This is a genomic window from Piscirickettsia litoralis (assembly GCF_001720395.1).
GTDB lineage: Bacteria > Pseudomonadota > Gammaproteobacteria > Piscirickettsiales > Piscirickettsiaceae > Piscirickettsia > Piscirickettsia litoralis.
Genome location: NZ_MDTU01000001.1, coordinates 789,696 through 814,956, shown reverse-complemented (window position 1 = coordinate 814,956; position 25,261 = coordinate 789,696). Strand labels below are relative to the sequence as shown.

At 41.4% G+C, this 25,261-nt stretch carries 30 protein-coding genes; 22 read left to right on the top strand and 8 right to left on the bottom strand.

The genetic code is table 11. The features are described from left to right. The first annotated feature begins 98 nt into the window (after positions 1 to 98). From BGC07_RS03915 to BGC07_RS23025, 3 genes are all read left to right on the top strand, one after another. Positions 99 to 419, top strand: a complete 321-nt coding sequence (locus BGC07_RS03915; protein ID WP_069312037.1) for a DMT family transporter — start codon at positions 99 to 101, stop codon at positions 417 to 419. Between the two features lie 77 nt (positions 420 to 496). Then, entirely contained in the window at positions 497 to 907 is a 411-nt protein-coding gene (locus BGC07_RS03910; protein ID WP_069312036.1) for a hypothetical protein, read from the top strand. A gap of 22 nt (positions 908 to 929) precedes the next feature. Then, complete coding sequence (locus BGC07_RS23025; RefSeq protein ID WP_268801604.1) at positions 930 to 1,058, top strand: hypothetical protein; 129 nt, start codon at positions 930 to 932, stop codon at positions 1,056 to 1,058. Here BGC07_RS23025 and BGC07_RS03905 read toward each other — a convergent pair. Continuing rightward, entirely contained in the window at positions 1,055 to 1,297 is a 243-nt protein-coding gene (locus tag BGC07_RS03905; RefSeq protein WP_069312035.1) for a hypothetical protein, read from the bottom strand. The two genes, BGC07_RS23025 and BGC07_RS03905, sit on opposite strands and share 4 nt — an antisense overlap. Before the next feature lie 223 nt (positions 1,298 to 1,520). Further along, positions 1,521 to 2,507 (bottom strand): CAF17-like 4Fe-4S cluster assembly/insertion protein YgfZ, encoded by a 987-nt coding sequence (ygfZ, locus tag BGC07_RS03900; protein WP_069312034.1) that lies wholly within the window; start codon positions 2,505 to 2,507, stop codon positions 1,521 to 1,523. Positions 2,508 to 2,587: 80 nt separating this feature from the next. On the opposite strand from ygfZ, the gene BGC07_RS03895 reads away from it, so the two are divergent. Together BGC07_RS03895 and BGC07_RS20040 are read left to right on the top strand one after the other, a co-directional pair. Beyond that, positions 2,588 to 2,833 carry an FAD assembly factor SdhE gene (locus tag BGC07_RS03895; protein WP_069312033.1) on the top strand — a complete coding sequence of 82 codons (246 nt, stop codon included), beginning with the start codon at positions 2,588 to 2,590 and terminating at the stop codon, positions 2,831 to 2,833. Then, complete coding sequence (locus BGC07_RS20040; protein ID WP_158006861.1) at positions 2,820 to 3,266, top strand: protein YgfX; 447 nt, start codon at positions 2,820 to 2,822, stop codon at positions 3,264 to 3,266. Before BGC07_RS03895 ends, BGC07_RS20040 begins: the two co-directional genes overlap by 14 nt. Here BGC07_RS20040 and nadB read toward each other — a convergent pair. Continuing rightward, positions 3,208 to 4,809 (bottom strand): L-aspartate oxidase, encoded by a 1,602-nt coding sequence (gene nadB, locus BGC07_RS03890; RefSeq protein WP_069312032.1) that lies wholly within the window; start codon positions 4,807 to 4,809, stop codon positions 3,208 to 3,210. The two genes, BGC07_RS20040 and nadB, sit on opposite strands and share 59 nt — an antisense overlap. Before the next feature lie 143 nt (positions 4,810 to 4,952). Between nadB and rpoE the strand changes: the two genes are divergently transcribed. From rpoE to BGC07_RS03830, 13 genes are all read left to right on the top strand, one after another. Beyond that, on the top strand, positions 4,953 to 5,534 hold the full coding sequence (rpoE, locus tag BGC07_RS03885) for an RNA polymerase sigma factor RpoE (RefSeq protein WP_069312031.1): 582 nt from the start codon (positions 4,953 to 4,955) through the stop codon (positions 5,532 to 5,534). A 113-nt stretch (positions 5,535 to 5,647) separates the two neighbouring features. Then, positions 5,648 to 7,450: a translation elongation factor 4 gene (gene lepA, locus BGC07_RS03880; protein WP_069312030.1), complete on the top strand. Its 1,803-nt coding sequence runs from the start codon at positions 5,648 to 5,650 to the stop codon at positions 7,448 to 7,450. After that, positions 7,447 to 8,388, top strand: coding sequence for a signal peptidase I (lepB, locus tag BGC07_RS03875; RefSeq protein ID WP_077216745.1), 942 nt, complete (start codon positions 7,447 to 7,449; stop codon positions 8,386 to 8,388). The genes lepA and lepB (BGC07_RS03875) overlap by 4 nt, the downstream gene beginning before the upstream one ends. Before the next feature lie 26 nt (positions 8,389 to 8,414). Then, on the top strand, positions 8,415 to 9,161 hold the full coding sequence (gene lepB / locus BGC07_RS03870) for a signal peptidase I (RefSeq protein ID WP_235602906.1): 747 nt from the start codon (positions 8,415 to 8,417) through the stop codon (positions 9,159 to 9,161). Positions 9,162 to 9,227: 66 nt separating this feature from the next. Further along, on the top strand, positions 9,228 to 9,902 hold the full coding sequence (gene rnc / locus BGC07_RS03865) for a ribonuclease III (RefSeq protein WP_139121612.1): 675 nt from the start codon (positions 9,228 to 9,230) through the stop codon (positions 9,900 to 9,902). Beyond that, the gene (gene era / locus BGC07_RS03860) at positions 9,899 to 10,798 is read left to right on the top strand and encodes a GTPase Era (RefSeq protein WP_069312029.1); all 900 of its coding nucleotides are present in this window, start codon (positions 9,899 to 9,901) and stop codon (positions 10,796 to 10,798) included. Before rnc ends, era begins: the two co-directional genes overlap by 4 nt. 5 nt (positions 10,799 to 10,803) lie before the next feature. Next, positions 10,804 to 11,157: a DNA repair protein RecO gene (gene recO / locus BGC07_RS03855; protein WP_069312028.1), complete on the top strand. Its 354-nt coding sequence runs from the start codon at positions 10,804 to 10,806 to the stop codon at positions 11,155 to 11,157. Next, positions 11,129 to 11,527: a DNA repair protein RecO gene (gene recO, locus BGC07_RS03850; RefSeq protein WP_069312027.1), complete on the top strand. Its 399-nt coding sequence runs from the start codon at positions 11,129 to 11,131 to the stop codon at positions 11,525 to 11,527. Before recO (BGC07_RS03855) ends, recO (BGC07_RS03850) begins: the two co-directional genes overlap by 29 nt. Before the next feature lies 1 nt (position 11,528). Then, the gene (gene pdxJ / locus BGC07_RS03845; protein ID WP_069312026.1) at positions 11,529 to 12,260 is read left to right on the top strand and encodes a pyridoxine 5'-phosphate synthase; all 732 of its coding nucleotides are present in this window, start codon (positions 11,529 to 11,531) and stop codon (positions 12,258 to 12,260) included. Further along, positions 12,257 to 12,463 (top strand): 4'-phosphopantetheinyl transferase superfamily protein, encoded by a 207-nt coding sequence (locus BGC07_RS21695; protein ID WP_235602905.1) that lies wholly within the window; start codon positions 12,257 to 12,259, stop codon positions 12,461 to 12,463. Before pdxJ ends, BGC07_RS21695 begins: the two co-directional genes overlap by 4 nt. Continuing rightward, positions 12,363 to 12,635: a holo-ACP synthase gene (acpS, locus tag BGC07_RS03840; protein ID WP_235603351.1), complete on the top strand. Its 273-nt coding sequence runs from the start codon at positions 12,363 to 12,365 to the stop codon at positions 12,633 to 12,635. The genes BGC07_RS21695 and acpS overlap by 101 nt, the downstream gene beginning before the upstream one ends. Before the next feature lie 261 nt (positions 12,636 to 12,896). Continuing rightward, the gene (locus BGC07_RS03835) at positions 12,897 to 13,166 is read left to right on the top strand and encodes a hypothetical protein (RefSeq protein WP_069312025.1); all 270 of its coding nucleotides are present in this window, start codon (positions 12,897 to 12,899) and stop codon (positions 13,164 to 13,166) included. A 92-nt stretch (positions 13,167 to 13,258) separates the two neighbouring features. Further along, a complete protein-coding gene (locus tag BGC07_RS03830; RefSeq protein WP_069312024.1) occupies positions 13,259 to 14,179 on the top strand; it encodes an NAD(P)/FAD-dependent oxidoreductase in 921 nt (306 codons plus the stop codon). On the opposite strand, the gene BGC07_RS03825 is transcribed toward BGC07_RS03830, so the two are convergent. Further along, positions 14,160 to 16,961 carry an ATP-binding protein gene (locus BGC07_RS03825; RefSeq protein ID WP_069312023.1) on the bottom strand — a complete coding sequence of 934 codons (2,802 nt, stop codon included), beginning with the start codon at positions 16,959 to 16,961 and terminating at the stop codon, positions 14,160 to 14,162. The two genes, BGC07_RS03830 and BGC07_RS03825, sit on opposite strands and share 20 nt — an antisense overlap. Before the next feature lie 82 nt (positions 16,962 to 17,043). Continuing rightward, the gene (locus BGC07_RS03820) at positions 17,044 to 17,631 is read right to left on the bottom strand and encodes a CBS domain-containing protein (protein WP_069312022.1); all 588 of its coding nucleotides are present in this window, start codon (positions 17,629 to 17,631) and stop codon (positions 17,044 to 17,046) included. A gap of 242 nt (positions 17,632 to 17,873) precedes the next feature. Here BGC07_RS03820 and BGC07_RS03815 point away from each other — a divergent pair, with 242 nt between their 5' ends. From BGC07_RS03815 to BGC07_RS03805, 4 genes are all read left to right on the top strand, one after another. Next, a complete protein-coding gene (locus BGC07_RS03815) occupies positions 17,874 to 18,173 on the top strand; it encodes an ArsR/SmtB family transcription factor (protein ID WP_069313793.1) in 300 nt (99 codons plus the stop codon). Between the two features lie 156 nt (positions 18,174 to 18,329). Continuing rightward, positions 18,330 to 19,004 carry an ABC transporter ATP-binding protein gene (locus BGC07_RS03810; RefSeq protein ID WP_162272289.1) on the top strand — a complete coding sequence of 225 codons (675 nt, stop codon included), beginning with the start codon at positions 18,330 to 18,332 and terminating at the stop codon, positions 19,002 to 19,004. A gap of 77 nt (positions 19,005 to 19,081) precedes the next feature. After that, positions 19,082 to 19,270 carry a hypothetical protein gene (locus BGC07_RS21690; protein WP_162272288.1) on the top strand — a complete coding sequence of 63 codons (189 nt, stop codon included), beginning with the start codon at positions 19,082 to 19,084 and terminating at the stop codon, positions 19,268 to 19,270. Beyond that, complete coding sequence (locus BGC07_RS03805) at positions 19,267 to 20,037, top strand: ABC transporter permease (RefSeq protein WP_069312021.1); 771 nt, start codon at positions 19,267 to 19,269, stop codon at positions 20,035 to 20,037. The genes BGC07_RS21690 and BGC07_RS03805 overlap by 4 nt, the downstream gene beginning before the upstream one ends. A 649-nt stretch (positions 20,038 to 20,686) precedes the next feature. On the opposite strand, the gene BGC07_RS03800 is transcribed toward BGC07_RS03805, so the two are convergent. Genes BGC07_RS03800 through BGC07_RS03790 form a run of 3 tightly spaced genes read right to left on the bottom strand, consistent with a single transcriptional unit; the run spans position 20,687 to position 25,023 of the window. Next, positions 20,687 to 24,157 (bottom strand): type VI secretion system membrane subunit TssM, encoded by a 3,471-nt coding sequence (locus tag BGC07_RS03800; protein WP_069312020.1) that lies wholly within the window; start codon positions 24,155 to 24,157, stop codon positions 20,687 to 20,689. Positions 24,158 to 24,161: 4 nt separating this feature from the next. After that, positions 24,162 to 24,362 carry a hypothetical protein gene (locus BGC07_RS03795; RefSeq protein ID WP_069312019.1) on the bottom strand — a complete coding sequence of 67 codons (201 nt, stop codon included), beginning with the start codon at positions 24,360 to 24,362 and terminating at the stop codon, positions 24,162 to 24,164. Between the two features lie 10 nt (positions 24,363 to 24,372). Further along, positions 24,373 to 25,023, bottom strand: a complete 651-nt coding sequence (locus BGC07_RS03790; RefSeq protein WP_235602904.1) for a DotU family type IV/VI secretion system protein — start codon at positions 25,021 to 25,023, stop codon at positions 24,373 to 24,375. Positions 25,024 to 25,261: the final 238 nt, after the last annotated feature.

The window sequence follows — 25,261 nt, the reverse complement described above, 5'->3', positions numbered from 1 at the left end:
AGTTGATGTGACTAATTTGGGTGAGTAAGGTCGGTGTTTATTTTTTGGCTGCTTTTTTAAACTATGGTTAAATATAAACTGTTATTTTGGAGGTGGTTGTGAGTTGGGTGTATTTATTAGGGGCTATTGTATTTGAAGTTTTAGGAACAGCATGTATGAAGCTGTCTTATGGTTTTAGTCGTTTTTGGCCTGCTTTTGGTGTGTTTGCTTTCTATTCGGTATGTTTTGTGCTGATGAGTTTGGCAATGAAGCGCTTAGATATGGGAGTTGTGTATGCGATTTGGTGTGGCTTAGGGTTGGTCTTTATTTGTGTACTTGATTATTATATGTTCGCTGCGCGCTTAAATTTTTTACAGTGGCTGGCTATCGGCTTGATTATGATAGGAATTATAATATTAAAGTGGGCGCAACCCTCTTAATTATTTAAGTTTGTGTTAATATTTTAGCGCTACTGTGTGTTGTTATTTATCCTTAACTATATCAAGGGGAGTTTTAGATGCCTTATCACTTTAAAAATTACTTAGAAGAGCTGAGCAAGCGCTGTTATGAAGTGATTGCCGATCACAGTGCAGATAAAGACCTTATTGATGAAAATAAAACCTTACTGTTAAAGCTTACTGATGCAGAAGAGGTCTATGAGAGTTTTTTGAGTATTAATGAGAAGCATGTTGTTGAAACACTCTCTGCCACCGAAGATCGAGATGATGCTTTGTATTCGACGTTTGCGGTGTGGTTGCTGGCTGAGCAGAAAAAGCAAGGCAAGCTTGACCTCGATGATAGTAGTGATGAAATTACAAGCTTGTTGGCAGGGGTTCAGCCCATTGAGATAAAACAAGGTGATTTTATCGAAAATGCCTTTGAAATCGTCTGTATGTTTGAACGTGAGCTATTACATGTTGAGAGCTAAATTAAACTGATGAGGTCGCATTATGACAGGAAAACGGAATCCGCATAAACGAGTTTGTCGCTTTTGTCGCAAGTTGCGTTGGTTGGTTGTTGTCCTGTTTGTTGCGGTAGGCATTTTCGCCTACCAGTTTTTCCCGCCAGGCATTTTTTAAAGCGTGCCGCTGCCTTTTAAGTAGATCAAAGGAATCAGTAATAGCCAGACTCCCCAAACTGTGGCGATGAATGCCGTTGTCGCAGGGCGTTTGAGTAGCCATAAGATGCAGGTGACGATGCCGCCTAAAAATAAAGCAGGAATGAGCAAGGCGAGTGTGCCGCTTAGCGTTTGAGCGATCATGCCTTGTGAGAATACTTGATTGAGTAAGCTGCGCAGCCAGTGGTAAATATCGAGCAAAATATTAAGAATATAGTGTAAATAGCTGCCAAAAATGACGATTGAAAATAGAGAGGGAAATAATTATAAGGACTTGTTTTAACATAATTTTGTACTACTTTATAACTTCAATTATTCACAAGTATATGTGAAAGCGCGGACAAACCCCAAATCCTTAAGGATTTATCCTAAGCTTTATTTTAAATGTTTTATACTGATTAAAATTAATTTAAATGATCAATCTTTAATCATTGCTGGATGTGGGCAGAGCCTGAACCTGTAGAGGGTGCTGGTGAATGGTTAACGTATTTTCTAGCTGTTGATGATTGAGCGAGCAAAGGGCAATATTTTGATTATTTTCTAGTTTGATTGGGTTGATAATCACGCCCGCTTTTTTTTCATGTTCATCGTAGATAATATCACCCGGGCAGGCGAAATCGCCTTGCCAATGAATGACAAAGCCTGAACGCTTAGGCGTGCCGCGATAGTGCATACGGGCGATGATCTCTTGGCCAGAGTAGCAGCCTTTATTAAAGTCAATAACGTTTGTCTTATCCAGTCCCAGATCATGGGGGAGGAATTGCCCCGATAGGCTTGGCGTGATTTCAGCAATATAATTTTGAATATTGCCTTGATACCAGTTTAATGCTGGAGCCGTAGCGAAGCTGCTTTCATTGAGCCATGATGTTAACTCATTTTCTTGGCCATAAACCTCATAGCGCTTTTCACCGGGGGCTTGAATTACTGCGATGTTATTTTCATTAATTTGTTGATTGGCGTGAGTGAGTGATGCGTTAAAATGTTCATTAATATAATCACTCGCAGGCGTACCGATTAAGGCCAGTGCTTTTATTTTTGGGTTGATTATGAGCTTAGCGCGATAGAATATGGCAAATTTATCAAGATGGTCTTTTAGTAATTTGGCAGTGCCTTGCTGCATGCTGAGATGATAATTGCCTTTATAGTAGAAAATGCGAAAGGTGGCTAAAATACGGCCTTGTGGGTTACAGCAAGCACCTAATAGGCTATTTGTTGCTGAGAGTTGATTTAAATCACAAGTAAATTGGCCCTGCATGAGGTCTTTGGCTTTTTGTAGGTCCGCATCGAGGGTGAGTATTTCTGTGTGTGTGAGCGCTGTTAGATACATGTGATTATGAGTATCGAGCGTGAGCGCAGAATCTAGGGTAATCTTTGGGTCATTATCGATGCATTGCTGCCATGAAGTGGGCATATAATTTTCTCCTGGACAAGATCATGGTATGGTGTGCATCATACTGCCTAACCGATTATTTGTCAGCACATAGGAGAGTTATGTTACTCGATAGTAAACGATTACGCTGGGCTTGCCGTCGTGGCATGTTAGAGCTGGATTTAGTGTTACAGCCTTATGTCGAAAAGGCCTATGATACGTCCTCAGATCGTCATAAAGAATTATTTTGTAAACTGCTTTCAGAAGCGGATCAGGACTTATTTGTTTGGTTTACTCAACGGGAGGTGCCAAAAGACCCTGAACTTGCCGAAATTGTCGCGGTTGTGCTTGAGTATGCCCGGCTTTAATGGCGTTATTTTTGCTTCCAAAGCTTGGTTTATTTTGCTGTGGGGGCTTTTCTTGATTGCATTATTAGCGATTTGGTTAAGTGCAACGCCTGTTATCTTGGCTTTATTGTTAAGCTTTGGATGTTTTATATATAGCTTGTTTTTAAGTTATCGTTATTGGTCTTATCGAGTGAGTTGGTTGTCTTGGAATAGTGGTGATCAGCTATGGCAATTTCGTGAAAAGAAGGGGATGCGAGGCGAGGGGTGCTTGGTTTTGCATGCGACTTTTATCTCTAAACTCTGTTTGATTATTGCCTTGCGTTGTCCGGGCCGCTATCGACTTTATTTTATCCCGGTATTTTATGATGCCGTCCCTAGCACAGTTTACCGGCGGCTTAAAGTTCTGCTGCGCGCTTACCCTCATAATGAGGTGGAATCAACACCGTCGCCTTAGGGTTCTTTTCCTTCTCTGGGTAATCTAGGGTGTAGTGCAAACCACGACTTTCATGGCGGTTCATTGCTGATTCTATAATGAGTTCAGCGACTAGAGTTAAATTACGTAGTTCGATGAGGTCATTGCTGACTTTAAAATGGCTGTAGTAATCATCGATCTCATGCTGTAATAGAGCAATGCGGCGTTTGGCGCGGGCCAGGCGTTTATTCGAGCGGACGATGCCGACATAATCCCACATAAAGCGACGCACTTCATCCCAGTTGTGCATGATCATCACTTGTTCATCAGAATCAACGACTTGACTCTCATCCCAAGGAATCGGTGTGGCGGGAGTCGGCATTGCCTTTAAATTTTCCAGGATGTGCTGGCTTGCAGCGGCTGCATAGACAAAGCACTCGAGTAATGAGTTGCTGGCTAAGCGGTTGGCACCATGTAGTCCGGTATAAGAGACTTCACCACAGGCGTATAATCCGGGAACATCAGTACGAGCATGATGGTCGATCACCACGCCGCCACAGGTGTAATGAGCAGCTGGGACGACGGGGATGGGCTCTTTGGTGATGTCTATGCCTAAGTCGAGGCAGCGTGCATGAATCGTTGGGAAATGGTTGATAATAAATTCTTGATCTTTATGGGAAATGTCGAGATAAACGCAAGGGATACCTAGCCGCTTCATCTCATGATCAATGGCACGAGCGACGATGTCGCGTGGGGCAAGTTCGGCGCGCTCATCGAATTGAGGCATAAAGCGTGTGCCATCGGGTAGCAATAGGTGAGCGCCTTCGCCGCGTAAAGCTTCTGTCAATAGAAAGGAGCGTGTTTCAGGGTGATAGAGGCAGGTCGGGTGAAATTGGTTAAACTCTAGATTGGCAACCTTGCAGCCGGCACGCCAGGCCATGGCGATGCCATCGCCGCTAGAAACGTCGGGGTTGCTGGAGTATAAATAGACCTTATTAGCGCCACCCGTCGCAAGAACAGTGCATTTTGAACTAAAAGAGTCAACAGTATGGGTTTGGCCGTTATAAGCATAGAAGCCAACGCAGCGACCTGACTCAGTGTCTTTAATAATATCTATAGCTGTATGGTATTCAAAGATAGAAATATTAGGGTGGGAGCGGACTAAATCGGCCAGCGTGGTTTCTAGAGCATGGCCTGTCGCGTCGGCGGCATGGATCACCCGGCGATGGCTATGGCCCCCTTCTAAGGTTAAGTGATATTCATTGTCATCACCACGTGTAAACTTCACGCCATGCTCTATCAGCCAATGAATGCATTCCCGTGCGTTTTCAACGGTGAAGCTGACCGCGGTTTCATCACAAAGGCCCGCACCGGCGGTAAGTGTATCTTGGATATGAGCAGATAAGCTATCGCCTTCGTCAAGAACAGCAGCAACGCCACCTTGAGCATAGAGAGTCGAGCTTTCGGTGAGGGAGCCTTTAGTGAGTAGGGCAACATTGGCATGTTCGGCAAGCCTTAGTGCGAGACTGATTCCCGCAGCGCCGCTGCCGATGATGGTGATGTCATGGTTAAAGTTTTGCTTCATGTTTATCGACTACAATATAGATAACGGGTACAAACACATGGCATTGTCGCTTAATGCCATGGAATGGTCAAATAGCGCGAAGAGGCGCGATGATTTAAGTGTAATGATCCGTGTGCGCCCAAAGTGTGTTTTGGGGGTGCGATATGCGAGTAGTTGCAGCAAAACAGCTGCCTGACCAAGACTTAGTTCGTGAAGTGAAAGGTGGTCAGGATTGGGCGTTTGATTTACTCGTCAGGCGTTATGAGCAGCGAATCGGCAAATTGATCGGGCGTTATATCTCTGACCCGCACGAGGTTTTGGATATCTCTCAAGAAGCCTTCTTAAAAGCCTATCGGGCCTTGGGTGAGTTTCGTGGTGAAAGCGCTTTTTATACCTGGCTCTATCGCATTGCGGTCAATACCGCGAAAAATCATTTAGTGGCGCAGAGCCGTCGGCCACCGGCGCAAGATATCGACTCTTACGATGCTGAACAATATGGGCGCTTGCGTGAGTTTAGTACGCCTGAGCATTTGGCCATGCGCGATGAGATCGAGGCACGTATTATTTACGCGGTTGAGGCTTTGCCTGAAGAGTTGCGTCAAGCCATTTTATTACGCGAGATTGAAGGCTACAGTTATGAAGAAATCGCTAAAATTATGAGCTGTCCGGTGGGAACGGTGCGTTCACGGATTTTCCGGGCGCGTGAGTCCATTGACCAGCACATTAAGCCATTGTTGCTACAGTAAAATCAATAAAGGTGCTTTAACTTGCGATAACTTTTGCCTCTTGGCGGAGGATTCAGTAAAATGGGGAACAATTTTGTCATTTAACTGATGCCGATAGAGATAAGAAGTAGATTGTGACCGCACTAAAACAGATTCGAAATTTTTCAATTATTGCCCATATTGACCATGGTAAGTCGACCTTATCTGATCGTTTTATTCAAACCTGTGGTGGTTTGTCTGAGCGCGAAATGGAAGCTCAAGTGCTTGATTCTATGGACATAGAGCGAGAGCGTGGCATTACCATTAAGGCACAGAGTGTGACCTTGTACTATACCGCCAACGACGGTGAGCGTTATCAGCTGAATTTCATTGATACGCCAGGCCATGTCGACTTTTCCTATGAAGTCTCGCGCTCTCTAGCTGCTTGCGAAGGGGCGTTATTGGTTGTCGATGCAGCACAAGGTGTTGAAGCTCAAACGGTGGCTAATTGCTATACGGCGATCGATCAAGACTTAGAAGTCATTCCGGTTTTAAATAAAATTGACCTCCCGCAAGCGGACCCTGATCGTGTCGCTCAAGAGATTGAAGACATTGTCGGTATCGATGCGACCGATGCGGTGGCCTGTAGTGCGAAAAGTGGTATCGGCATTACTGATGTATTAGAGCGCTTGGTGAAAGAAATTCCTGCGCCAGAAGGGAATCGAGAAGGACCATTACAAGCGCTGATTATTGACTCTTGGTTCGATAGTTACCTGGGGGTGGTGTCTTTAGTTCGTGTTAAAGAGGGAACTTTAAAAGCCGGTGAAAAAGTCACGGTGATGTCAACAGGGCGCTCTTATGTCGTTAATGATGTCGGCATTTTTACTCCTAAATTAACCAGCACAAAAATCCTAGCCGCCGGAGAAGTGGGCTATATTGTCGCTGGAATCAAAGAGATTCATGGCGCACCGGTGGGCGATACCTTAACCCATACCCATAAGCCAGCAGAAGAGGTATTACCCGGCTTTAAGAAGGTTAAACCGCAGGTATATGCTGGGTTATTTCCAGTCAGCTCTGATGATTATGAAGGTTTTCGTGAAGCTCTTGAGAAGCTTAGCATTAATGATGCGGCGCTATTTTATGAACCAGAAAGCTCGGATGCTTTGGGTTTTGGTTTTCGTTGTGGCTTCTTGGGGATGCTGCACATGGAAATTATTCAAGAGCGCTTGGAACGTGAGTATGATCTGGACTTAATTACCACGGCACCGACAGTCGTTTTTGAGTTATTAGATAAGAAAGGCAATGTTTCTTACGTGGATAACCCATCGAAACTACCTGAGCCGAATTTTATTGATGAAGTGCGTGAACCGATTGTTGAAGCCAGTATTCTGGTGCCACAAGAGCATGTCGGGGCGGTCATGACTTTATGTAATGAAAAGCGTGGTGTACAGACTCGTATGGAATATATGGGTAATCAAGTATCTCTTGTTTATGAGTTGCCGATGAATGAAGTGGTTTTAGATTTCTTTGATCGCTTAAAATCAGTCAGCCGCGGTTATGCATCGCTCGATTATCACTTTAAGCGTTTCCAAGTTGCTGATTTGATTAAGCTTGATGTATTGATTAATGGTGATAAGGTCGATGCTTTGGCCTTAATTGTCCATCGTGATAATGCCTTTTCACGCGGCCGCGAATTGACCGAATGCATGAAAAGTTTGATTCCAAGGCAGATGTTTGATGTGGCGATTCAAGCGGCCATCGGTACGCATATTATTGCCCGCCAAACGGTAAAAGCTTTACGTAAAAATGTGACGGCCAAATGTTATGGTGGAGACGTTTCGCGTAAGCGTAAGCTCTTAGAGAAACAAAAAGCCGGTAAAAAACGGATGAAGCAAGTCGGCAGTGTTGAGATTCCGCAAGAAGCATTTTTAGCTGTTTTGAAGGTGGATAATAAATGATCATTTGGATTTTATCGATTTTAACTGTGATCACTGGGGTGATGACGGCGGTACGTTATGCGCAACCGGCGATGGCGGACAATAAGCTGATTGAGCAGGGGTATAGTGCCTTTCCCCTCGTTTTATTTATTACAATAATTTATTTATTTCATGGCAGCTTAGCGAATAACTTTGACTGGATTTTAGTCAGCTTGACGATGATCTCCGGTGCACTGTGGTTGATGGATAAATTACTATGGAAAAAAGCACGGGCTAAGCAAGAGATGGCTGAGCCAAAAGTTGTTGAATATGCGCGTGGCTTTTTCCCAGTCTTTTTAGTCGTGTTAGTGATACGTTCTTTTATTGTCTCACCATCTGTTGTGCCATCAGGTTCGCTATTGCCGACTTTGGATGTTGGTGATTATGTGCTGGCGAATAATTTTGCCTATGGGGTGCGCTTGCCATTGACGAATATTAAAATTATTCCAGTGGGCGAGCCTAAACGAGGTGATATCGCACTATTTCATTGGCCGGTTAACCCACAAGCGGTGTTTATTAAGCGTGTTGTTGGTGTGCCGGGCGATGTGGTCAGTTACAATGATAAAGTGCTGACGATTAATGGCAAAGTGGCGACGCAGAAGTTTATCAGTCCGGCCAAGCGCGTTTATACGGGAGAAGGTCAGTGGATTAATGCTGAAGAGCGCTCTGAGGATTTGCTGGGAGTAAAACATCATATTTATGTGATTCCAGACAGGCCGAGCGAGAATTTCACAAATTTGGTGATTCCGAAAGGTGAATACTTAATGATGGGCGATGACCGTGATGATAGTGATGATGGTCGTGGTTGGGGCTTGGTGCCAGAGAAAGACTTAATCGGTAAAGCGTGGCGACGCTTTTTTAGCTGGGATAGTGTTAATCACAGTGTGCGTTGGGATCGCATTGGCAGCTTGATTCATTAAGCTGCGGCTGGGAAAAGGAGAGCGGCTTGGATTTTACTTTCTGGCTTGTAGTGTTGACGATTTTATCTGGTCTGATTTGGGCGGTTGATCGTTTTTATTTACAGAAAAAGCGTGTCAAAGCGGCACTTGATGCTGGGCTTGGGCCTAGTGAAACATTAAAGTTGCCGATGATTGCAGATTATGCGCGGTCTTTTTTTCCAGTATTACTCATTGTTTTAGTGTTGCGCTCGTTTGTTGTAGAACCATTTCGCATTCCGAGTGGTTCGATGGAGCCGACCTTATTGGTGGGTGATTTTTTACTCGTTAATAAATTTAAATACGGCATTGAATGGCCTTTAACGGATAAACCCTTGGTTAAATTTTCAGCTCCCAAGCGTGGGGATGTGATTGTTTTTCGTTGGCCGGTGAATGCGAGTGTACCCTTTATTAAGCGTATCGTTGGTGTGCCAGGGGATCGCTTAAGCTATTTAAACAAACGGCTTTATGTGAATGGCAAGTTGGTTAAAGAAGTTTCTCAAGGCCAAGCAGAGCGTATTGCCGGTGCGATGCGTCGCCAGCAGCGTTTTCAAGAAAATTTATTAGGTGTGAAGTACCCGATTTATAAGGATATCGGGGTGCGCTCGTTTAGTTTTAAAGATTTAAAAGTACCGCAAGGTGAGTACTTTGTCATGGGGGATAACCGGGATAATAGCGAGGATAGTCGCTATTGGGGGTTTGTCCCACGTGAAAATATTATAGGTCAGGCTTTTTTTCGTGTGGATGAGCTGGGATAGTAAAAACTTCAGTGTGCGCTGGAGTCGTATTGGCCACCTTATTCCTTAATTTTTAGTGAGAGATGAATGATTAGACCTGTTTTGGATTTATGTAAAGCTATCGGCTACCAATTTACTAATGAAGCGTTATTAACAAGTGCATTAACGCACCGTAGTGTCCGCTCGAACAATAATGAGCGTTTAGAGTTTTTAGGCGATGCTATTTTAAGTTTTGTGATTGCCGATGCCTTATATAATCGCTTTCCTGAGTCACAAGAAGGTGAATTGAGCCGCTTTCGTGCAAGTTTAGTTAAAGGTGAGACCTTAGCGCAAGTTGCGAATGAATTTGAAGTCGGACAGTTTTTGCACTTAGGCACCGGCGAGCTAAAAAGTGGTGGTTATCGCCGTGAATCTATTTTGGCTGATGCGGTGGAGGCGATTATTGGTGCGATTTATTTAGATGCGGGCATAGAAGCGGCACGCGCGGCGATTTTACGTTGGTTTGATCAACGTATTGCAGGGGTGCATAAGCAAACACATAGTAAAGATGCAAAAACACGCCTACAAGAATATTTACAGGCAAAGCATGATATTTTGCCAGAGTATGAAGTATTACGCATAGAGGGCAAAGCACATGAGCAGACGTTTCATGTTGAGTGCCGTATAGAGATTTTAAACATAAGTCAAAAAGGTAGTGGAACAAGCCGGCGCCGTGCTGAGCAAGAAGCTGCTGCGAAAATATTGCAGGAGTTACAGCAATGACAGAGCAAAAAACATATTGTGGTACCGTCGCCTTAGTTGGCCGTCCGAATGTGGGTAAATCAACCTTATTAAACCAAATGATCGGTCGAAAATTATGCATTACATCGCATAAACCGCAGACAACACGCCATCAGATTATGGGCGTAAAAACCGAAGAAAATTTACAGACGGTCTATGTCGATACGCCAGGGCTGCATAAAAACGAGAAAAAAGCCATTAACCGTTATATGAATCGTGCAGCTAATAATGCTTTGATTGGCGTTGATGTAGTGGTCTTTGTTGTTGATGTAAGACACTGGACCGAAGAAGACGAGTTGGTTGTCACTAAATTAAAAAATCGCAATATTCCGGTGATTCTGGTGATTAATAAAGTTGATTTAATCAAAAATAAAGAAGAATTATTACCTAAGTTAAAAGATTTATCAGGTGCGATGGGCTTTGCTGAAGTCATACCTGTTTCAGCGTATAAGGGTGATAATTTAAAGACTTTAGAAAATGCGATTGATAAATTATTACCTGAAGGGCCATTTTTATTTGATGAAGATCAGATTACTGATCGTTCACAGCGTTTTCTCGCTGCAGAAATTGTTCGTGAAAAGCTGATGCGCTCGCTCGGTGAGGAAGTGCCTTATGAAATCACCGTTGAAATTGATTTATTTAATGTACAAGACAATGGTTGCTTGGATATTAGTGCGGTGATCTTAGTCGAGCGTCCAGCACAAAAGAAAATCGTTATTGGCAAAAAAGGCGAGCGCTTAAAAGAAATCGGTAGTCAGGCGCGTATCGATATGAAAAACCTGTTTGCCGCTCCCGTCCACCTTCAGCTTTGGGTGAAAGTAAAATCAGGTTGGTCTGATGACGAGCGTGCTTTACATAGCTTGGGCTATGATGAGTAGATTAAGTGGCAGCAGAAGAATGCCAGAGCTTGGGCTATATCGTTCAGCGACGGCCTTATAAAAATACCAGTGTCTTACTTGATATTTTAACACGTGATCAAGGAAAGATCTGCTGTATTGCTTCAGGTGGGCGTGCTAATTTGACGCGTTGGCAAGGGGTATTGCAGCCCTTTAGTTTATTGCATGTGACGTGGCAAAGACGCTCTGGGTTAGGGACGTTAAAAGAAGTCTCGTCTTGTGAACCACAAGCGTTATGGCGCGGTTTATCATTTGCAATGGCGATGTATTTGAACGAACTGACGATGCACTTATTACCGCAAGGTCAGGGTGATGAGGCTTTTTTGCTTTATTTATCGTGAGTTGTTAGAAGCCTTGTCGAATAAAGAAACTGAATTAGAGCCAGAGCTGCGACGTTTTGAATACCAATTATTAAAGACCATGGGGTATGAGTTGGTTCTTGACCAGGATGTAAAAGGCAAGGCGATAGAGACTCACTTATATTATTGGCTGCGTGTCGAGCATTTGCCTGAATGTTGGCCGGTTAATCGTAAGCCAACGATGGGAGTGGTTTGCCAGGGAGCAAGTTTGCTGGCATTAAAAAATAATCGTTTTGATACTGAATTAGAAAAAAGCGATGCTAAAAAGATAATGCGCATGTATTTGCAATATTATTTGCGTGATCGGACATTAAAATCTCGTGAGTTATTTAAACAATTTAAAGGAGCTTAGTATGGCACAGCCTGCTTTATTAGGAATTAATATTGATCATGTTGCGACGTTGCGTAATGCCCGCGGCAGTATTTATCCAGAACCTGTGCAAGCCGCACTGATTGCAGAAGGAGCGGGCGCTGATGGAATCACAATTCATCTGCGTGAAGATCGCCGTCACATTAAAGATCGGGATGTAAGCTTGTTAAAAGAAGTGTTACAAACAAAAATGAATCTTGAGATGGCAGTGACGGATGAGATGGTCACCATTGCAGAATCTATAAAGCCAGAGTGCGTATGCTTAGTGCCTGAGCGTCGTGAAGAGGTGACAACCGAAGGTGGTTTGAATGTGGTAGGTAGTTTACAGTCGGTGCAGGCGGCCTGTGAGCGTCTTGCTGCGGTTGACACGGAAGTTTCCTTATTCATTGATCCTGAGCTTGATCAAATTGATGCAGCGGTTGAGTGTGGTGCACCGGTGATCGAGTTGCACACGGGGGCCTATGCTGAGGCGCATGGACAAGAGCAGCAGCAAGAGCTCGTTCGTTTAGAAAAAGCGGTTAAATATGCACGTAATAAGGGCCTGATTGTCAATGCAGGGCATGGCTTGCACTATCACAATACTCATGCAATCGCAGCGATTACTGAGATAAGTGAGTTGAATATTGGTCATAGCATTATTGCTCGTGCCGTCTTTTCTGGGCTAGCGGCTGCGGTTAAAGAGATGCGTGATATTTTAATTCAGGCGCGTTTATGATTGTTGGGATTGGCACGGATATTGTCGAGATTGCTCGCTTTGATGGATTGTTGGAGCGTCATGGTGATGCTTTTGCAGAGCGAATTTTATCGGTGGGTGAGTATACGCCTTTTTTTAAAAGCCAAGCATCGCTCCCGTTATCTAGCCAAACGTTTTGCCGCAAAAGAGGCGACAGCAAAAGCATTTGGGACGGGATTTGTTGATGGGTTGAGCTTAAAACATATTGCAACTTGTCATAATGAGCAGGGCAAGCCGGAGCTAATATTTTTTAAAAAAGCACTAGAATTGGCAGGTCAGATGAATGTAAAAAATCATCATTTAACGGTGAGTGATGAGGAGCACTACGCTGTCGCTTTTGTTATTTTAGAGAGCTAATGCTTCATTTTAGCCATAAAAAAGCCCTGACTTTGGCGATTCAGGGCTAGATCTTACGGAGAAACCTCTTTCTCTTCACAATCGTAGTGTGGAGACTACATTTTAAGTATGGCTGTTATTTGATAAATATCAAATCGTTATTTTTGGTGCTAGTTACATTAAAATTTGGGTATGCCGTAATGTAATATCATTAATTCTTGACAACAGTTGTTGCTGCCCTTACCTTGAAGCTACCTCATTTTGGATGATAGGGGATATAAAATGGAGTTAAGTTCAGCGATACGCGCAGCGTGCCCTTATGACGATGCTAAAATTAAAGAAATTTTTCGTTGTATAGAGTTGCATGAAGACGTATTCTATCCAGCTTTTAAGCATGTAGTCCGAGAAGCAAGAAAAAAACATCGCAGTTTTGTAACATCTTATGCAGACTGGAGCTTTATGCTTGCAGACGAAGCTTTGTTAACGAAGCCTAAGCATTTATCCTTGCTTTGCCATATTCAACGGATGTTGCAACATATCCAAGCTGAGTAAAGAATTATTGTCATTTTGTTGGTTCAATAATGTTTGAATATTGGGTATTGTAATCTTTAGTTTTAATTTATTAAATAATAAAAGGTAATTCTGTGAATTCTTGTGATTATGATGTTGCCATCGTTGGTGCAGGTTTTTCAGGTTTAGCGGCAGCTTTATTTTTAGGTAATGCCAATCGGCGTGTGTTGTTGTTTGATTCTGGGCAATCTCCTCGAAATGCATCAGCGCAGAAGATGTACAATTTAGTGGGTTATGGAAAAAAAGCACCGGGACGAATTATTGCAAAGACAAATGAACAAATTAGAGCGTTTCAACATGTAGAGCGCTGCCACCTCGCTATTGATACCGTGGTCAAACGTGAAGAAAGTGATGACTTTTTAATGAGCTTAAGTGATAACAATGAGCGTGTCATTAAACGTATTATACTGGCGATGGGTGTGACGGATCTTTTACCAAATATTAAAGGAATTGAGCCATTTTGGCCCCATAATATTTTTCACTGCCCGTACTGCATTGCTTACGAGTTAAAAAATCAGCCCTTGGCCATTTATAGCCCAAATGATGAGGCTTATATGATGGCAAAGATCATTCATAAATGGACAGATGATTTGATCGTTTTTACTGAGGGTAAAGCAAATTTAAGCGTAGAGCAACAGCAGGAACTTGATGAACTAAATATCAAGATTAATAGGCAAAGTATCATATCTGTTGTTGGAGAGCCAGGTCAATTTATTACTTTAAACTTAGATAGTGATCAAGAAATTCAGCGGCGAGGGCTATTTATTCATTTAGAATTTGAATTGAATGGTCAAGAGTTAATCGGGAGTTTGGGGGTTGATGTCGCAGAAGAAGGTATTATTACTGTAGATTCCTCTTATCAAACATCGGTTGCTGGTGTGTATGCTGTGGGGGATATAAGCCATTTATTCCAAAAAGTCAGCCATGCCTTACAAAGTGCAAACATGGCCGCATTTCATCTTGATCATGAACTGGCTATGATGCCTTACTACTAAAGTGGCGAGGGTTACTTTTAGCTAGCTGTTCAGCATCGCTGAGCACACCTCTGATACTGGCTAGAAGTTCAGTTGTATAGGGCTCAAGCTTATGATTATTTTGTGTCTGTTTGAGCTGTTTTTCAAGTTCTGCAGAGATTTCTTTGAGTCTTGGTGTGCCACAATAGCAGCTTGCTCCGTGTAACTTATGAACACGGTGCCTCAGTTCATCAAAGGCTTTTGTATTAAATGCTGTTGTAATTGCGTCAAGATCTTCAGGGAGGCGCTTGACGAGTAATTCGAGTAGCTCAAAAAAGAGCGCTTCGCTGCCACTGGTTAACTTTATGCCCTCGTTGATATCAATATGCTCGAGCATGGGCCAATTATGCTCTGTTGTTGAGTAAGAGGGTGTCATTGCTTTTGAAGGCGTTTTAATCTCAGTATTGGTCCAACGCGAGATGAGTGATCGTAGTTGATTTTCATTGATGGGCTTGGTTTGGTAGTCATCTAGCCCAGCTTCTTGAATGATCTCTTTATGGCCGGTCGCATCTGCGCTTAAAGCAACGACTGGGGTATGTTGGCCGAGTGCCTTTTCAATCTTGCGGATTTCTTTACAGGCTTGAATACCATCCATAATAGGCATTTGAACATCCATTAAGACGAGGTCAAAGTGCTGTTTTTCGAACAGCTCAATCGCTTCGATACCATTGGTTGCTGTAGAGACATAGACGCCAATTTGCTCGAGCAAAGCAACAACAAGTTTTAAGTTCGCACTGTTATCATCAACGGCTAAAACATGGATATTATTGTGCTCAGAAGGTGTTGGCAAGAGCAATGGGTTGTTTTGCTCGTTGATTGTGGCTGGTTGGTCTTTATCGAGCAAGGCGGTGATCTGCTGTAAAAGATAAAGGTGGCGCACGGGTTTGGCAATGAGTGCTGATGCTTCAGCTGGCTTTTGGCTGTTATAAAGCATTTCTTCTGAACAATTGGCGAGCAGAACAATGGGGCTATGGCAGCTTGCGCTGATTTTGGGGAGTGTTTCTTTTTGCAGTTTTTCTGACTCTTCAATGGTATTAGTGCCAATTAGGATAATATCAGGCTGATTTTCTTGAGCTAAGGCGGTTAAGCGCTGCAAATGTTCAGTACAAATAACGTGAAAGCCCCAAAGTTGTAATAAATGGCGTAAAGAAGCCTGTGTTGCTTCGTAAGGTTCATAGAGTAATGCTTGTTTATGTGTAAATAAAGTGAGTTGATTCTGCTCTTCTTTTACCCGTTTTGCTTTAAAAGTAAACCAGAATTTGGCGCCAGCACCTTCCTCGCTCTCAACACCAATGTTGCCTCCCATTTGTTCGGCGAGGCGTTTACATATGGCAAGGCCAAGTCCGGTGCCGCCGTACTTTCGTGTTGTACTCGCGTCTGCTTGGGTGAAGGCTTGAAATAAATTGCGCTGTTGTAATTTTGAGAGGCCAATCCCAGTATCTTCTATTTCAAAACGTAAAATAATATTATCGTCTTGCTCATCTTCTAGAGAAAGGCGGACAACAATACGCCCTTTTAGGGTAAATTTAATTGCATTGGCAATGAGATTGGTGGCGACTTGGTTTAGGCGCAACGGATCGGCAATGATACGGTTTGGCACATCACTGTACATAATAAAGGCGAGTTCTAAACGTTTTTCATGTGCGCTGGGTGCGAGTAGCATTAAGGCTTCTTCAAAGCAGTCACGTGAGGTGATCATCTGAGGTTCTAATAGCATTTTTCCTGCTTCGATCTTAGAAAAATCAAGGATATCATTGATAATTCTGAGTAAACGTTCGGCCGATCGGTGTATGGTTGAAGCGTAGTCCGCTTGGCGCGTTGTTAGTTTTGCTTTAAGCAATAAATTTGCAAAGCCGATGATGCCGTTTAATGGAGTGCGTAATTCATGACTCATATTTGCTAAGAATTCGGATTTAACTCGACTGGCTTCTAAGGCTTGCTTTCTTGCAATATCGAGCTCTATGTTTTGTACTTCGATTGTCTCGAGAGTTTCTCGCAGGTCGGCTGTGGCTTGCTCGATACTTTGTTGTAATTCTTCATGGGAGCGATTGAGGGAAACCGCCATACTGTTAATACCCGCTTCCAGCGATTGCAATTCACCACCGGCCCCCGTATGAACTCGGGTATCGAGTTGGCCCTCTTTTAGCTTCTTAATTGCATCAACAAGTTGCAAGATAGGGTCAGTTACATCTTTACCGAGCCTTAGGCCAAACAGAGCACTGATGGTGAGGCCAATACAGATAATAAATAAGGTGACAAAAAACGTCTGATATTGATTGAGAATCGTTGGGATTCTAGTCATTTGCAGTGCCAGCCAGCCGATGGGCTTGGCATTATCGTAACTTGCGCTGGCATGGCTTGGGGTGATGGGGACGAGAAAAACAAGGTTAGTCCCGCTAGTCATGGTGCGTTGCTCAGGGTGGCTGAGGGCGCTGGGCGAGAACAGCTCCATATCGTCGAGGTTGATGCTTTTACCCGTATGGGCGAGGAGGCGGCCATTGGTATCAAAGACCGAAGCGCCTTCGACATCGCTGTAGGTAACAGCCGCGTCGGTCACCTCTTTGAGTGAGCCGTGGTGGGTGAGCAAGCGAGCCTGGGTATCAAGAAGGAGTTGGCTGATATAGGCATTGCCGCGCTGTTGCAGTGTTTGTTCCAGCGATTGTAAGCGAATGCTAATAAAATAGCTGCCAAGTAGAATGGAAATAGTAAGTGTTGGGACGAGTGTGAGTAAGGTGACACGCGTTTTGATGCCCCATTCTTTCATTGAGACTAGCTCCTTGAATGATTCAAGGCCATAGTATAACACTGAATAGAGCGAGGTGCAGGCTCAAAAAAGAGCCTATAAGTTAAGAACTTCTGCGACTTAATTCCGCTAAAGACGAGGCTTCTGATAAATGATTAGCAATGCTCGGCGTGCCAATTTGCTTGCTGAGCTGCCAAGCTGAAAACATGCCGCGAATCATCTGAGGTTGTTCGTCATCACGAACTAAGAGATAGGGCGTGCGTTTTTCATGGAGAGTATCAACGATATGGCCAACACGTGCACCTGCAATGAGTTTGTAATCGATGCAAAGCAGCTCCTCTATAGGAAACATGACCAAACCGACGGTAATGTTGGAGCGGGGCGTGCCGCGGTCTTGGCTAATACGGACAGGGAGCTCGCCGTGGAGCTGACGAGACGAGACGAGGCCGAGCATGTTAACATCTTGATTTTTTACAATTAATGTATGAGCAACGGAATAATTAGCCTCTCTAATTGCATCGTCTAGTTTAGCATCTGCAAAGATAGAAAGTGGTGGATTATTTTTAAAGTCGATAAAAGCATCAACAGCAGGAGTGTCAAGGTTGACGACCTCTGTCAAGCATGGGGCGTGATAGAAATCTTCTGGGCAATTTGCACTGCTTGTTTTGAGGATGGCGTAGTCATGTGTCATTAAACCAACTCCTTATTACGGTATATTTTTATGCCTTCAGTTTATCCTGCATCCCTAGTTTCAGCAAGTCAGTAATACTTACAGCTGCTGTTAATCATTGTGCTAACGAGATTAGACTGTTGAAGACGTGAGAATACTCAAAAGTCACTAACAATGTACTATTAATACCTCAATAACGTTACTTCAAATTTGACCTGTTTGGTGGGAATTGCATAAAATAGGCCGAAAATGTGGAGTTTATTGTGGATATACAAGCAGCAGCGGCCTGTATGGCAGAGTTAGGTCATGTTAAACGGTTAGCGATTTACCGCTTACTGATTGAGGCAGGCTCCGAAGGGGTCACCATGGGAGAGGTGGGGTGTAAATTGTCCATTCCAGCCTCAACCTTGTGTCATCATGTCAAACGCCTTGTGGCTGTGGGCCTAGTTGAGCAATTGCCGGATAAGCAAAAGCTTTGTTGCGTACCCGTCTATGGGCGCTTAGAAGAACTCATCGGCTTTCTCACTGAAAAGTGCTGTAAGAAGAAATGCGAAAAGCCTTAAAGTGATACTCCGCGATCTTTCATAATTAAGTAAGAAACAATTTTGAATCACTGTCACCGTCTTGTCATTAGTTTCTATTTTTCTAGAAATATAGTTGACCCGAGCTTTTTTATTGAGTACACTGCTAGAGCGATTTATTCACTTTGAGAGAGAGTTATGGCTGCTGTAATTTCAATAAAAAGCCTCAATAAAACATACAAAAATGGTTTTAGTGCTGTAACCGATTTGAGCTTAGAGGTTCAAGCTGGCGAGTTTATTGCTTTACTCGGTCCAAATGGTGCAGGTAAATCAACAACAATAGGGATACTAACAACCTTAGTGAATAAAACTTCGGGCCAGATTGTAATTAACGGCTATGATCTAGCTAAAAAACCCTTACAAGCAAAAGCAGAATTAGGCGTTGTTCCACAGGAGTTTAATTTTAATCCTTTTGAAAGTGTTGAGCAGATTTTATTAAATCAAGCATCATTTCAGGGCATTGTCCAAGCCCAAGCAAAACTTAAAGTTGACCAACTACTTGATGAAGTTGGCTTAACAGCAAAAAGAAAGCAAGCAGCACAAACCCTATCAGGAGGAATGAAAAGGCGTTTGATGGTCGCACGGGCATTGATTCATGACCCTAAAGTGTTAATTTTGGATGAACCCACCGCAGGGGTTGATATTGAAGTGCGCCAGGGAATTTATCAGTTTCTAGAGGAAAGAAATAAACAAGGGCTGACAATTATATTAACAACGCATTACTTAGAAGAAGCTGAGCGCTTATGTGACCGCATTGCAATTATTAATCATGGTCAAATTATTAAAGATATAAAAAAACGAAGTTTTATTTAAAAATATTAAAAAATGAGTCTATTGAATTATATTTAAATTCGCCATTGAAAGAGCTGCCGGTAATAGAGCAATATGAGTTGATTAAAATCAACGATTATCAAATTGAAGTCGTTTTAAATCAGCAGCAAGATGTAGCTTCTTTGATTGCTGCACTGATGGCAAAGGGGATTTTAATTGAGCGTATAAATAGTAAAGAGAATCGTTTAGAGAAATTATTTATGGATATTATTAATGAAAACGAAAAAATTAATAGGGTAGTCGCATGAGTCGTAAGATTTTAGTTGGTCTTTATGGCTTAACAGTACGAGAAGTCAACCGGTTTTTACGCATTTGGCCACAAACCTTTGTTCCTTCTTTAATTACTAGTGTTTTATACTTTCTTATTTTTGGTCAAGTGATTGGTCAACGTATTGGTAGCATGGCAGGAATGAATTATATGCTTTTTATCGTGCCAGGGTTGATTATGATGGCAGTTATTAATAGCGCATATTCTAATGTGGTAAGCTCTGTTTATATCTCTCGTTACTCACGTTTTATCGAGGAAATTTTAGTGTCACCTCTGCCCAGCTGGAGTATTATCATCGGCTATGCTTCCGGTGGTATTTTACGAGGCGTGCTGATTGGTTTTTTAGTTGCAATGGTTTCTTTGATATTTGTTAGATTTGATATTGCTCATCCATTATTTGCCTTATTTAGCCTGTTACTGTGTAGTACATTATTTTCTTTTGCAGGTTTTATTAATGGTATTTTAGCTAGACGTTTTGATGATACATCAATCGTGACTACATTTCTATTAACACCGCTTATTTACTTAGGAGGAGTCTTCTATAGCATTAAGGCACTGCCTCTTTTTTGGCAGAGAGTGTCTTTATTTAATCCGATTCATTATATCATTGATCTTTTTCGCTATGCTTTATTAGGTGTGTCGACAACACCGATAAGCCTATCATTGAGCGCTGTTGTTGGCTTTACTCTGCTGCTTTTTTTGATTGCTTGGTATTGTCTTTATAAGGGCATCGGTGTAAGAGCATAGATTTAAATAATGCTTATCTGTGATATATCTAATGTTTTACAATTTGTTTATAATCGCCTTTTCTTCACACAGCTGCCTTGCTTGCTTCCCTAGCTGATCACAGTGACTTGCTGCAGATTTTTTGTAATCTTTGTGAAGATTACTTGAAGTTATAAAGAAGCTGATTGATATAAAAGCAATTAAAACTAGCATGTTAATTGGTATTGTTTTTTTCATATGCTTAACTCGTTTAAAATTGAATTGCTAGTGGGTTTATTTTCGCAAAAAATAAGGAAATTAATGTAACTAATGGAGTGAATTTTAAATAGGAATGAAAGAGCATAGTTCAATTCCTTTCCTTGCTGATCAAAAAATAGAGCTGATGCAATACTTTATATTTCTTAAAATGTTGCGACCAGCTCCAAACAAAGTGAGTAATACTTTGACAGTTTTACTCTCTTGATCACAGTGTACTCTCAATCTTCAAAATGAAGAACTCTGATCGGTTTTTATGATATGAGGATTATCTGTTATAGGCTAGAGTAGTGACTACCTAACAGCTAGAATAACCTGTGTATTGGGTAGATTAGCGATAAATTGCGTGAGAGTTTAAAGAAGCAAAAGGGCAGAAATTAAGCCCTTTTGTTTTTATTGGTTGATTTTTAGACGGTTATTTTCTTTTTTCATTAGTGATATGGAATAATTTCCAAGGGTTGGTCTTAAATTTGAAGTGAATATTAACGACGCTAGGGCCGACAGGGAGGCTCCAGCTCCAGGTCTGACCATCTTGACTATAGCCTTTGTTGAGGATGTTAAAGAGGCCCCAGTTTGCATCGAAGACATCATAGCTGTGGTATTTGCTGACCGCTGTTTCTAGGCCGACTGAGGTTGGTTGGGGAGTCCACCACTTATAGTCTAATGCTTTCCAAATAGGTTTGCTATTAATACCGTAGACATCATTCGTTCCTAAGGTGAGATAGGAAAGAATAATGTTTTGATTGTTGACCATCAGCGTAGGTAGCTGATCGGCTAGCACTTGGTAATGAATTGCTTGTGGCTCACCTTGCTCATTCCACAGCGTGTTACGTAAATGCGAGACTGCATTAATAGTATGAAGGATATTGCTTGGAATAATAATCGAGCCATAGTCGATATGGCGTGTTGTCCACTGGTCTCCATTTGCAACTAAAAAGGGTTTAAAGTTTTGATTAAATAGTGCCCAGAACTGACCATTTGGGCCAATTTTTGCAGTAAGTTCGTTAATATCAACATTTTTGCTGGAATCACTAGAAAACGGGAATTTGCTCGCAAGTGTATATAACATTGGTGTGAGTTGTTGGTTCCACACTGAGATGAGTTGTGTTTGTACTTGCTGGATACCAAGATTATATAAAGCTAAAATTGGTTTTTTAAATAATGGAGCAAGGTCATCGGGGATTCCAACATTTTTTAGCCAATTTTGCGTTATTTTTAGATAAGAGTTGGTATCACCGGTATAAATATCCAGTGACATGCGCCCAATTGCAGAGAGTTGTTTGCTTAAGTTAGATGATACATCATTGATATTCAAGTAGCCATTATTTGCATTAAGATTAGCATTTTGAAGGATACTCTGATAAATGCCATTTAAAATCATAGTGTAAGCATCATAGTTTGAGTTGGCTACACCATTTGTGCTTAATAAAGAGTGTAATTTATTAAAGTGGCTGACCACAGGAAGCATAAAGCTCAATTGGGCTTTAGTTGGTAGCGTTGTATTTGCATTAACAACACTGATGAGGTGGCGCAATGGTGAGTTAATTGTCGTTAATTCCATTAGCAATAATTTTAAATCACTAATAGAATGAATTTTGTAGCTAAATGAATTGAATAAATTAGAGTAATAATTTAAATAATTTGCAGCATAGCTGTTTAGCGTTGAGGCAATAAATTCTTGCAAACCTATTGTGGGAACACCTGCTGCATTAAGACGGTTAACTAGGAGCTGATACTGAGCGAGGACAGGTTCTAATGTCGTTTTAAATGCAATTGCAGTATAATTGCCGGGAATTTGATATTGACCCGTAATAATAAATTTGCCAGCATTAAGTTGATTAAGCTCAACAGGTGCGAAGGCATTTTGACTGCCAAAAATAATTTGGTCGGGATTTAGCGTATTATTATGGTTGATGAATTGAGAAATAGTCTGACTGATTTCAGCATTGCGAACAACGGTTGACCATTGCTGCAAGGTTAGGTTATTTACATGCTTGCGGTCTTGGTATTGAGAAACTTGTTGAGAAAGACGCGATACCAGACTACTTAAGCCTTGTGTCGGGGGCCTTGTTGTTAAGTCTGTTTGTGAAATAGCCTCTGCAACCGTCATGAGTTTTTGCGAAGGTGAAGCGGTTTGATTGCAAATATTGCCCTCCGCACTCATATAAGACTTTACAAAATCTTGAACATTTTTTGCAAAATTATCTCGCATATTTGGCCAGATCTGACTGAGTAGATAACAGTCTGTTTGGGTTTTTAACAGCGGCCGAGAGACTTCTTGTTGGAAATGTCGTAATTGACTTAAGTCTGACTCTGGTGTTGATGTAAAGTAATTGAGCATTTGTTTAAAGTAGCTATAGCGCAAGGTGTCACTTGGCCCACTTGTTTTTAGTAAATCGCTGTTGAACTGGATTTCATTAAGAGATTTAATTCGTGACTGTTTGTTAAATTTGATATAAAGGTGAATAACTGAGGCTGGAATTCCGGTGACATTCGACCAAAGATTAAGATTGTTTTCGATGTTTTTAGCTAATGCGGAGTTGTGTTGAACTTCAGTAATAAATAAACTGTAAAATAACACATTGCTATTATTTGTATTAGTTAATGCCGGTAGAATAAAGCGGCTGTATAAGTCATTGGCAATTTCTTGATGAACTTTATTTTTAGCGAGAGAGGCGGGAAAAAGATGCAGCCAGCTATCTGCTTGGTATTGACTTTTAAGATTATCAAGTAAGCGCCCATAAGCAATGACTGTCGCTTGTGGAGTGCTTTGTGTTTGATTAATTAAAGCCGCTGATGTGGTGTAAGTTGATGCTAACGAAAGGTTCTTATAAGCAGAGACCGAAGTGGCTGCAATGACTGCAGCGGTAGCTATTGCCGTAATTTTTGTTTTTGGATTTTGGTAATATTTACGTTGTTGGTCAAATAAAGGAAAAAGATTGCCAATCGACTTTTCATTATAATTGGTTAGAAAAAGCCCAAGCAGTGTTGGCGCTGGGAGCACTTCATCATTATAAGTGATGATACGAATAGCTTCTGTTAATAAGGGAAGTGCATTTTCAAAATTTTTAATAAAGTGGATAATATCCAAGTAACGTTCAGGCCTTGAACTATTAAGCATAAAATTCAAGTGTTTTGCAGAAACAAGCTCAACGAAGCGTTGAAGCTTTTCAAGATCAACTTCTTTATCAAAGAGAATATAGTTATTAATGCGTAAATGCTCTAGGACTTCATTAAATTCTTTGAAGCCAGGAATTTGATGCAAATTGGCAATGACAAGGCAGACGGGTATGCTTTTTCTTTTCGAATAGGCAATGATATTGATTTTATTGCGAATGGAGTCACAGAGTGTTTCGATTGCTGTTGGATCTTCTGAAAATAATAGCTTAGCATCGATAGAAACAAGTGTAATTGGAATTTGGTCTTTGATAATTGGGCGCCAAGATTTAGTAATTAGTTGGTTATTTTCCTTTGAGTTATCATGCAGTGATTCATTTTTGAGCTCTGTTATTAAATACTTGCTTGTTAAATACAAGCCCATGTCCGCATGTTGTTTATATTCAGGATAAAAGTGATAAGAGTAGCGCTTGTAATCTGTGAGCCCTTGAACTAGTTCGTCATTTGCAGTGTTGATATATAAGTATTTTTGGTGGCGTTGTAAAGTTAAGCGAACGATAAAAGGCAGCTTAGATTTGAATTGTTTAACAATTTTTTCATAGGGGTTTCGTTTAAAACGGAATGAGAAGCTTAATCGGGTATTTTTTGGCTTAAAGCGTTTTAGCAAGGAAAATAAGCGCCTGAAAAGTTGGAAGCATAAGTAAAGTGCGCCAAGACCAATTGCGCCAATGATGATAGGGTTATTTAGATAAGTAAGAAAATTATTCACAAAATTACCTCAAAGAAGCTTCTACAATATATTCAGCCTGATTAATAAGTGCATACGCCTCGGTCAGAGTGATATCTTTTTCACTAATACGACGCTCAAGTTGGCATAAAACTAATTTAAGGTCTGTAGTGAGAGAATGGTTATCAAGCTGTGCTTGATCACTGATTTTTTTAAAATGTCTAGTTAAATGATTGTCGTTTGTCATCTTGATGTTCTCATAGAGCAAGCACAGAAAGATAAATGAGGTAAATAAGCAGCATTATTGCACCTGCATACAGGAATAAATAGCGCTTTATATGACGTAATGGATTGTGTTTGATCATTTTAGCAATGATCTCTTCACTCGCTTTTAGTGAAGAAAGGTCAATTAACTCTTTTATTGATACTTCTTGATAGTTATCTTGGCCTTTTAGGTTTGCCTCTAATTGCTCGATATAGTCATCTCGTTTCGCTTCATTATCAATAAGCTGTCCCTTAAAGCCCGATTTTAATAAGAAAAAGAAAACTTCATAGACCGCTGGAGTATAGGCTTGTTGGAGAGCATCATCTAAGGCAACAAAAAAATCCTCACCGCCATTGGTTGTGTTATAAAACTCTTGTTGCAGCAATGGCCATTGAACATCTTTATGCTGATTAGCACTATTAACAATTTCATCACAGTAAGCTAGCACTGGAAAGTGAATGAGGTAACTAATACGAGAATTAAACTTAGCATCTAAAGATTCTTTTAGTTTTTTGCTTGCTTTACGAATACTATGTCGTGCCGACACTAGGTGATCCATATATTGCTCTTTACCAAGCTTGTTACTGCGCTTTAGTTCTTCAGTTTTCTGTATAATATCGGCAATCGGATGCCAGTACATCATAAAGTTCATTATCGTTTATCCAGCTTTTAAGGTAGGTTTAATTTAAATTTCACTTGACTCCCCATTGGCAAGAGTTGTTCGATTAATGCTTGTAAATGCTGCAATAATACTGTTATGACAACTTGCTTTTTACTGGGGCTTAATGGCGAGATATCAACAGAATAATAATAAAGACTATTATTATTTATCACTGTTATTTTTTTCCTATATGATCAAGTATTTCATTAAAAAGCACTTT